The sequence below is a fragment of the Streptomyces sp. HmicA12 genome (assembly GCF_000373565.1).
Classification (GTDB): Bacteria; Actinomycetota; Actinomycetes; order Streptomycetales; family Streptomycetaceae; genus Streptomyces.
The window spans coordinates 60,017-68,428 of record NZ_KB891852.1; the positions used below are offsets into that span (position 1 = coordinate 60,017).

Annotated in this window: 8 protein-coding genes; 1 reads left to right on the forward strand and 7 read right to left on the reverse strand. The window is 66.9% G+C overall.

Annotation, left to right across the window (positions count from 1 at the left end):
- Positions 1 to 17: 17 nt before the first annotated feature.
- The 5 genes from B072_RS48505 to B072_RS0140975 form a co-directional block, all read right to left on the reverse strand.
- The gene (locus tag B072_RS48505) at positions 18 to 1,037 is read right to left on the reverse strand and encodes a hypothetical protein (protein WP_158689308.1); all 1,020 of its coding nucleotides are present in this window, start codon (positions 1,035 to 1,037) and stop codon (positions 18 to 20) included.
- Between the two features lie 197 nt (positions 1,038 to 1,234).
- The gene (locus B072_RS0140960; RefSeq protein WP_018535810.1) at positions 1,235 to 2,536 is read right to left on the reverse strand and encodes a phage major capsid protein; all 1,302 of its coding nucleotides are present in this window, start codon (positions 2,534 to 2,536) and stop codon (positions 1,235 to 1,237) included.
- Between the two features lie 241 nt (positions 2,537 to 2,777).
- Entirely contained in the window at positions 2,778 to 4,721 is a 1,944-nt protein-coding gene (locus B072_RS45870) for a 2'-5' RNA ligase family protein (protein WP_018535811.1), read from the reverse strand.
- Positions 4,722 to 4,783: 62 nt separating this feature from the next.
- Positions 4,784 to 4,996: a hypothetical protein gene (locus B072_RS0140970; RefSeq protein WP_018535812.1), complete on the reverse strand. Its 213-nt coding sequence runs from the start codon at positions 4,994 to 4,996 to the stop codon at positions 4,784 to 4,786.
- Positions 4,997 to 5,005: 9 nt separating this feature from the next.
- The gene (locus B072_RS0140975) at positions 5,006 to 5,614 is read right to left on the reverse strand and encodes a hypothetical protein (protein WP_018535813.1); all 609 of its coding nucleotides are present in this window, start codon (positions 5,612 to 5,614) and stop codon (positions 5,006 to 5,008) included.
- A 492-nt stretch (positions 5,615 to 6,106) separates the two neighbouring features.
- On the opposite strand from B072_RS0140975, the gene B072_RS0140980 reads away from it, so the two are divergent.
- Positions 6,107 to 7,387, forward strand: coding sequence for a NucA/NucB deoxyribonuclease domain-containing protein (locus B072_RS0140980; RefSeq protein ID WP_158689309.1), 1,281 nt, complete (start codon positions 6,107 to 6,109; stop codon positions 7,385 to 7,387).
- Positions 7,388 to 7,436: 49 nt separating this feature from the next.
- On the opposite strand, the gene B072_RS0140985 is transcribed toward B072_RS0140980, so the two are convergent.
- Together B072_RS0140985 and B072_RS0140990 are read right to left on the reverse strand one after the other, a co-directional pair.
- The gene (locus B072_RS0140985) at positions 7,437 to 8,042 is read right to left on the reverse strand and encodes a DUF6461 domain-containing protein (protein ID WP_018535815.1); all 606 of its coding nucleotides are present in this window, start codon (positions 8,040 to 8,042) and stop codon (positions 7,437 to 7,439) included.
- Positions 8,043 to 8,169: 127 nt separating this feature from the next.
- Positions 8,170 to 8,406 carry a hypothetical protein gene (locus B072_RS0140990; RefSeq protein WP_043245662.1) on the reverse strand — a complete coding sequence of 79 codons (237 nt, stop codon included), beginning with the start codon at positions 8,404 to 8,406 and terminating at the stop codon, positions 8,170 to 8,172.
- Positions 8,407 to 8,412 lie beyond the last annotated feature (6 nt).

Genomic DNA, 8,412 nt, shown 5'->3' on the forward strand with positions numbered 1-8,412 from the left:
CTTACGTCGCACCCTGCTCAATCGTCCTGCGGCGCATCGTCCCTGGCTTCAACAGTTACAACGTGGGTGTACTCGGAGTACCTCTCCTGCTCCTCAGGTGTCCCGTACAAGGCGAGCAAGCTGCGGGCGTGGTCGAGCTTCGGTCCGATCTCCTGCCCTCGGGGGTGGGAGTGCGACCAGAGTTCGAGATTTCCGGAGCGGAGCCGTCCTCGCTCGTCCATGGCGAGCGGGCCGTCGGCCCGGTTGTCGTGCCTCACGCCGTTGACGTGGTGCACGGTTTCGGTGGGCAGCAGTAGACGGCCGAGGAGCCGTTCAACGACCAACCGATGTTCCCCCTTTGCTGACTTGCCGCTGCCTTGCGAGATGACGCGGTAGCCGTCGGCGTTGATGTAGCCAGCACCATTGCCTGTCCGAAACGCGTGTTCGCAGGGCTTTGAGCAGAAGCGTCCGATGGTGGATGGAGCCCGGGTGTATTGCTCGCCGCAGTGATCGCATTCGCGCGTTACCTGGCGGCTGCGGGCAGCGGCCGTCTTGCAGGGAACCGAGCAGTACCTCGCGGTCTCAGCAAGGGCTTTGATGACGTAGAAGTCGGTGCCGCATTGAAGGCATTCCTTCGTCGCGCCGGTTCTCGGCTTGGACGCCCGGTTGCGGCATTCTGCGTTGCAGAAGGTCCTCCCATTGCGCACGTCGACGGCTCGACGCACTACGTCGGCCCCGCAAGCTGCGCAGGGCAAAGTAACGAGGTTGGCGGCCTTCTGGCAGCCTCGGGAGCAGTAGACCGGGCGGCCGTCTTGCTGTGCTGTTGCCTGACGGGCGGTTCCCTTGAAGGAGAGCGCGCACCGCGCGCACTTCAACATCGGGAGTCTGGGCTTTGGGCCGGTCTTGCGGGGCTCGAGATCCCCGTTTCGTCGGATGCGCTGGTAGTGGCGGTTGCACCAGTCGAGACGCCCTATGCGGGAGTCGGAGCAGTTCGGCGCCTTGCACTTCTCGGGCTGCTGACTGCGGTCATCCGCGTTGCTCTGCGTAAGCTCACTCACGCGAGTACCTCCAGATTAGGTATCGCCATGCCCCGGGACGGTTGCCGCCGTCGCCGGGGTCCCTTGTGTCTCGACGGTAGAGATCGGCTATGTCGAGCGTCAACGAAACAACGACAACTTTCGCACGTCTGTGATCTCGAAACGAGAAGGCCGCCCCGTGGCGTGGGCGGCCTTCAAGTCGGCTTCTAGCTGCTACTTCAGCCCGTCGGCTGGGTCCACGTGCCTATGACAAACGACTCTGGACGGGGCACTTCCAAGGCGACTCGTTCATCGGCTCGCACCGTGATGAGGCCCTTCTCGAAGTTGTCGGCGTTCTCGGAGGAGACGGTGACGCTGACGGCCTCGCGGTCGTGGAGCTGGGCGCCGAGGCCGAACGCGCCGACGAGGAAGTTCTCGTCGGCCATCGCCGTGGTTTCGACGACGTTCAACCTCCAGACTTGCTTCTTCGCGCCGACCGCGATCTGCAGGGCGACGCGGAACGCGCCGGTGTCGTCCTCTTCGACCTCGACGTGCTCCCACATGGTGGGCGACAGGACGATGCCGGTCGGGTCGTACTCGGCGAGCAGGGCCTTGGTGATGCTGCGGCGGATCTGGACGCTGTACTTGTCCGTCGACAGGCCGCTGTACTGCTGGACACCCGGGGTGTTGAAGATGCCGGTGAGGGACTGGCCGTCACCGACGCTGTGCAGGAGGTCCCAGTCTTCCTGGTACTTCACGCCCTCGATCATGCGCGAGTTGATGAAGGTCTTGAGCCTGGGTTCGTCCGCGAGGATGTTCTTGTGCGCGTCGATGAGGTGCGCGATCTCGGCGACCGGGTACATCACCGGGACGAGCGACAGCTTCGAGCGCGGCGCGCGGCCCCACGTGTCGGTGTCGGCGCCGGTCGCCGGGGACGTCCCGTCGGCGGCGTAGCGCTCCTTGACCTGCTTGGCGTTGTTCGTCCAGCCGGTCTCGCGGGCGCCGTAGAGCACGGCCTGCTTGGTGCTGCTCTTGGGGAACAGGTCGCGGACGTGGAACTTGCGGAACTCGCGCTCGGAGATGCCCAGGTTCTGGGCGGAGCCGAGGGTCTGGTGGGTGACGGACCCGGCGGACAGGCTGAAGATGGACTTGCCCTCCATCTCCGCGCGGACGTACGGCCGGTCGCGGAAACCGCCCTCGGAGGCGCGCTTGAAGGCGTCGGACTCGACGAACATGTCACCGAGGCTCTTGCCCTCGGTGAACTGCTGCGGCTGCTGCCCGTAGTGCTGCCCGGCAGCGGGGGTGGCGTCGGGGGCGTCGAGGTACTGCTTGACCTCGTGCATGCCCTCCGCGTCGGCGATGAGCTGCTTGAGCTCCATCGCGTCGGCGGAGACCTTCTTGAATGCGTTGGCCTGCTCGGTGGAGACGACGAAGCCGCCGTTGTCCTCGACCTTGAAGGTCTGCGAGATCCGCTCGGCTTCGGCGGACTTCTCGGCGAGCTGGGCCTTGAGGCCCTTGATGAGGGACTTGTCCTGTGGCATTGCGGGGGTCTCTCTCCCGTGTGCTGGGGTGCGGTTGACGTGCGTCGCTCGCCCGGCCAGCACCGGGACGACCCGACAACGCGGGGCATTTGAGAGACCGGAGGGGGTTAACGTCGCGTGCTGCCGTCCCCGACGGTTCGGGGAGCGGCAGCACGCGGGCTCTGACCTGCTGTTTTGTTGTTTCGGTGGGGCGGGGCCGGAGGGTGCGGCCGCGGCCTGCGGTGCCGCTGGATCGCGGCTGTCACACCTGGATCGCGGCGAGTTGGGCCTTCACCTCGTCGGGGTCCAGGCGCACGGTGTCGTCGTCGGTGGGGGTGTCCTTGTCCGTGGCCGGCGCCTCGTCCTCGTCGTCGGGGTCCTCCAGGTCGGTGTCGGCGGCCGAGTCGTGGGGCTCGTCGTACGGGTCGTCCCACAGGTCGATGCCGTTGGCGGCCGCGGCCGAGGACGACGGGGCGGGCAGTGTCTCCGCGTCGTCGTCGACGGGCACGTCCATGCCCTTCTTGGAGAGCGCGGCGAGGAGTTCGGCGAGGGGGTCGCGGATGGGCTCCAGTTGCTCGGCGTCGTCGGCGGCCCGGACGCAGGCGGTGGCGTCGGCCAGGGCGGTTACGGCAGGCTGCACGAGTCGACTGTCGGTGGTCTCCTCCTCGTCGGCGGTGCGCGCCGGGCCCCGGTCGGGGATGACGACGGTGGTCAGTTCGACGGGTTCGGGTGTGCCGAGGGCGACTTCGGGGCCGCTCGCGTCGTACGACACGGCGTACGTAGCCTCCTCGCCGCCGTCCTGGTGCACGGAGACGATGACGCGGTCGGGGTAGGTGGCCTCCACGCACGTCCAGATGCCTGGCTCGGTGGCGAGTAGGCGGCGTACGGCGCCCGCGACGCGGTCGCGTATCTCCTCGTAGGAGGCGGGGAGCGGCTGGATCGGGGTCACGGCAACTTCTCCTGTGGTGATGCGGGCCTTCGCTTCGAGGACGGTGACGCGGGCGCTCTTGTGGTTGAGGGCGCGGCGGGTGGCGGGGTGTGCCGATTTCGCTTCGAGGACGGCGGCCCGGGCGGTCTTCGCCTCGGTGCTCGCACGCGGACCAAGATCGTTCTTGCCCAATTGTGCAAATCCGGGTGCCAGGTCGACGGTGTCAATGGCGGGGCCGGTGAGGCGTACAGGGGTGGCGTCAATGCCGCGGACGACGTGCACGGTGTCGAACGCGACGGGGATCGCGGGCACGGCGGGCACGTCGGCGGGCAGGTCGTAGCCGAGGGTGATGTGTGGGGTGTACCCGTGGTTGGTGCGCAGCGCGGAGCCCAGGGGCGATAGGGCGATGGCGTTGACGACGCGGGTGCGGAGTTCGGTCAGGCCGGGCACGTCGACGGGCACGAAAGTGGGCTCGCCGTTACCGGAGTCGGGGAAGCGGCCGATGCCGCCGATCTGCCCGGATAGCGGCTCGAAGCCGTCGAGGGCTGCGCTGACGAGGCCCGCCAGGTCGTCGGGGTGGCCGGGCAGTTGGTCGGCGTCGCCGAGGTAGGCGAGCGTGATGTGCAGATCACGGGCCGCGGTGCCGTCGGCTCGGGCGATCCGTTCAGCGACGGTCCCAGGCACGTACAGGGCCACCATGACGCCGCGGCCTGTCTGCTGTTCGGCGGCTTTCACGTCCAGGGGGCCGCTGGATGCGGTGGTCTTGTGCTCCAGCTCGACGGCGCCGGGGTCGGCCTTGACCTCCAAACTCCGCGTCATGGGGTGCGCGCCGTGGAGGACCGGGGAGACCTCGAACAAGTCGAGCTTGCGGATGACGCGGACGCCGTCGGGCCGCTTGCTGGCGCCGCTGGGCGGGACGCGGTAGCCGATGGAGAACTGTGCTTCGCCGTGCTGGTGCCACTGCAGCACCTGCTCGTACACGTCGCGGCCCTTGGACGTACGAAGGTTGAACTGGATTGTCGCGACGAGCGCCCCGGCCTCTGCCGGCCAGTTCGGGATGTCGGCGAACCGCGGGTCGCCGGGCTGCCATTCGGCGACGTCCAGGACGACGCCGATCGGCTCCTTCCACTCGTGGTGCCAGACGGTCTTGACGGGTCTGGTCGCCAGGGTGTGCGCGAAGGCTCCGGGAAGGATCAGGTCGGCGACTTCGTCGACGACACCGGTTACAGCGAAGATCGCTCGGCACACGCCCTTGCGGGGCGTGGGGGCGGACGGCACGGCGTGGAACCTCCGGCGGCGGGTGGACTGTTGGCCGCCGGGACCGTGCCGTGCCTGTCTGCTTACTGTCCTGCGCTGGCCCCTGCTGGGGGCGTAGCCGCCTCACGTGCGGTGCGCGCGGCGAGCCATCCCTGCTTCCAGTAGCGAGCGTCGAACTGCTGGGCCTGGTCGGCGCTGTACTCGTCGTAGGGGCTGCCGTCGGACGGGTCGCCCTTGGCGAAGGCGGCCTTGCCTTCGTTGAAGCGCGCCGACTGCCGCGTCCGGTCCAGGTCCACGGTCGTCTCCTAGCTCTGCGGGGCGGGCGGGAACAGGGGCGTCTGTCCGCCGTGGGCGGCTGCCGACTCCTGTCCGCTGCTGCCGTCGGCTTGACTGTGCGTGCGGGTCATCTGCGCGTCGTCGACGTCCATGGCCCAGACGTCGGGGTCGGTGTAGCGCCAGACCTGGCCGCCAGTGTCGCGCACCCATCCGGTCAGTGTGCCGTCCGGGGCCTGGTCGAGCCACGCCTCTTCCCCGGCTGCTCCCTTGTAGGCGGCGAATGCGCTGGCCGGGTCGGTCTCGTCACCCTCGTCGTACATGTCGCCGGACCACGGGCGCGCATCGTCCTGGGGGCCTGCGGCTGCCGAGTCGTCGGAGGTGTCGCCGTCCGGCATCTCCTCGTCCGCGGCCCCTTCGGTGGGAGATTCCTGCGGCGACTCGGCGGTGGGGTCGGCTGCCGGATCGGCCATCGGGTCGGCCGCGAGGTCCGCGGCCGGTTCGTCCTCGGTGGCGCCCGGCTCCGGGACATCCTCCGAGATCTCCGCTGCGGGGGCGTCCGGGTTCTGCTCGTCCTCGTTGTCGTCCCCGAACGGCTTGCGGCCTTGGGGCAGCGCCTTGATGGCAAGTCCGTATCTCATGACGTGAGCGTGACTGTTGGGCTGGCTTGTGTCCTGTCCAGGTAGCCAGATGTATCCGTGGGTTCTCGCCTCAGCCCACTGGTGACCCCTTGACCGATCGCCGCTCGTACTCGTCGGTGCTGACGGTGTTGTCACCTCAGCGCGCCGGTCGCAGCGATCGCCTCGACGGACGGCAGGCCCGTTCAGCTTTTCGGTCGTCGAATTCAGCCAAGTGCACACCTGTGGCTAGGTTGGCCACGCTCCGCGACTTTGCCGGGATGGTAATCCTCACGCATATGCGCTTTACCTGCACATCGCTGTGCGCGTCGACTCCCTGCGTGCCTGTCGGGCGGCAAGCGCTTTCTGGCCAGGCCAGCAACAAAACTAAATGGATCTGCCGATTCCGTACATACCGTTCCCCTCTGGTGAGGCCTCGGCGCCAACGAGGCCAGAGAGGAAACAGACTTCGTGATACAGAACAACCGAAAGAGATCGTGGCAAAGGTTGACCGCGATGGCGTTTTCCGCGCTGGGGGCGCTGTCCCTGCTCGCTGCCACAGTGCAAGAGTCGTCCGCCGCGCCGGTCGCGGCGCAGGTGCGCGAGACCGTGCCGAGCTCCGCCGGTCAGGCGCCCCGCCCGGCGGAGGGGGCGGGCGTGGAACTCGCAGGGCAGACCTGTGACGACGTAACGCCCAGCATGCTCAGCTCCGTTGCGCGCACCGGCGAAGACGAAATCTTCTGTCTCCGAGACGCAAAACCGGTTCCGGAAACGACGGTGAAGGCAACTACCGCGCCGCCGCAGCTCCAGAACGCGGTGGGCGCGTGCGACACCTCGCCGAACCTGTACTTCTATGACCGGTTCACCGGCTGCGTGAACACCAAGGTCAGCTACGAGGTCATCGACACCAAGACCGGCAAGGTGACCGGCACCGCGAGCTTCACCGCCATTCAAGACGTGACGCTCCTGGCGAATGATTCCATGTGGCACTCCGAGGTATCGCTGCGTCAGGACTCCGCGACCGGAACGGCTACGGGGCTCACGGCCGCCTGGCAAACCACTTGCGACTCCTCAGCTTGCACCAGCAGCGACAACGCGTGGACGGGATCCCAGCCCATCAGCGTGGGCAAGGTCCTCGATGGCGCCACGACCTTGACCTGGGCGGCCGGATCCGGGATCAATCAGCAGAAGTTCGGCTTCAAGAACACCATCACCATCAACGCGGCCGGCGCCGTGCTGATCAACCCGGCATGGTTCGCGTTCCCCCAGCAGATCCGATGCGACAACGACTTCGGGTCGGGAACCAGGATGGGCTGCGTGTTCCCGAACTACATCCCCACGCTCGACATGGCCATCACGCACGCTGGTCACGCAAACGTCGCCTGGTCGATGAACAACCTCATCGACAAATGGGGCTGGCAGGGCAAGGGGCAGCCCCTCACTCGGGAGAAGAATACGACGATCCGGGACCAGAACCGCGCGAAGATTTGCGAGGACGGCACCTGGAAGGCGATGCCGGACGTGGTGCCGACCGACTCCTGCGACGAATTCGCGTTCGCGGCCACCAATCAGAGCGGCGGCCAGCTCCAGCTCACCGGAAAGGACTGCGCCCAGATCCGGCCCGCCAAGGAGAACGGCCAGTGGGTCGTCTACTACTACGGCTCGGTTACCAGCAAGCGCTGCACGATCGGGCATGTCCCGCTGGCCGAGAACGTATCTGTGGGCGGCTCCCTGTCGACCTTCTACCAGGGGCAACGTGTCCTCGATGACGAGAAGTTCTGGTTGTACGTGCACTAGTTCTTCAGTGTTGTGCCGCCACGGTCTCGGTGGCGGCACAGCCGCGTGCTCAGCCCTCGTCGTACGGAGAAGGTCCCTCAGACCCACGGTAGAGAGCAGGCATCCGACCGGCAAACAGGACATCGTCCGATACCAGCAGAGGGATTTCGACGCCGGTGATCTCGAAGCAGAGCGCTCGTCCGCGCTCGTCCACGCCTACCTCGGCGTCGAAACAACCAGCGCGCTCCATGGGCGCAAGCAAGCGATCCGGTTCCTCACCATGTCGACGCTGGGGAGCCATTAGCTCGGCCCCGGTCAACTTCCGCCCGTTCTCCCAGTACTCGAAGACACACAACGCGCCCATGCTCGCGTAGCAGATCACGCTGGACTGAGCCGATGCCCGGCGAAGTCGCGCGTCATTCAACGGCGAGCCGCTGAGGGGAACTAGGCAGTAGGCCCAATCACTTGAGGTCCCGGCGAAGGCGGCGCTCCACACGTCGTGCTCATCCATGCCCTGGTAGAGGAGCGCGTCGAACTCTTCAGTGTCGTCAATCTGCTCGATGCTCGCTCCATCACACCCAAGCTGCAGCAAGAGGGACTGTGCATCAGGCTCGCTGGAGAAGACCAGGCAATATGCCAGCCACTCGTCCGTAATCCACTGGTTCGCTCCAGCCACGACGGTCGTTCTCCTCGCCGAGAAAGTGTGTTCTCGAACCATAGTGCGGTGGCCGCCCTTGCGGCCAACATCGTCCGCTGCCTCTGAAGTGGCATCATCTGCCAGCGGAATAGGACAACTTGGGCCCTCACGTCACGTGGATGACGTCGGTGTGCCGGTGCAGCACGGCGAGAACGGACTTCTCATCATCTGCGGATACCCGCTTCATCGGGCCCGTGGGGGCGAGCGGAATCAGTTCGCCTGTATGGAGCGCGACGAGGGCGGCCACGCGGGCGGAGCCGACGACCGGCCGGTCCGCGCCCCTGGCAACCTGCACCTGGTAGGCGGACCCGTCGGCGAACCGGCCGGTCACGGTGTACTGCATCTGCGT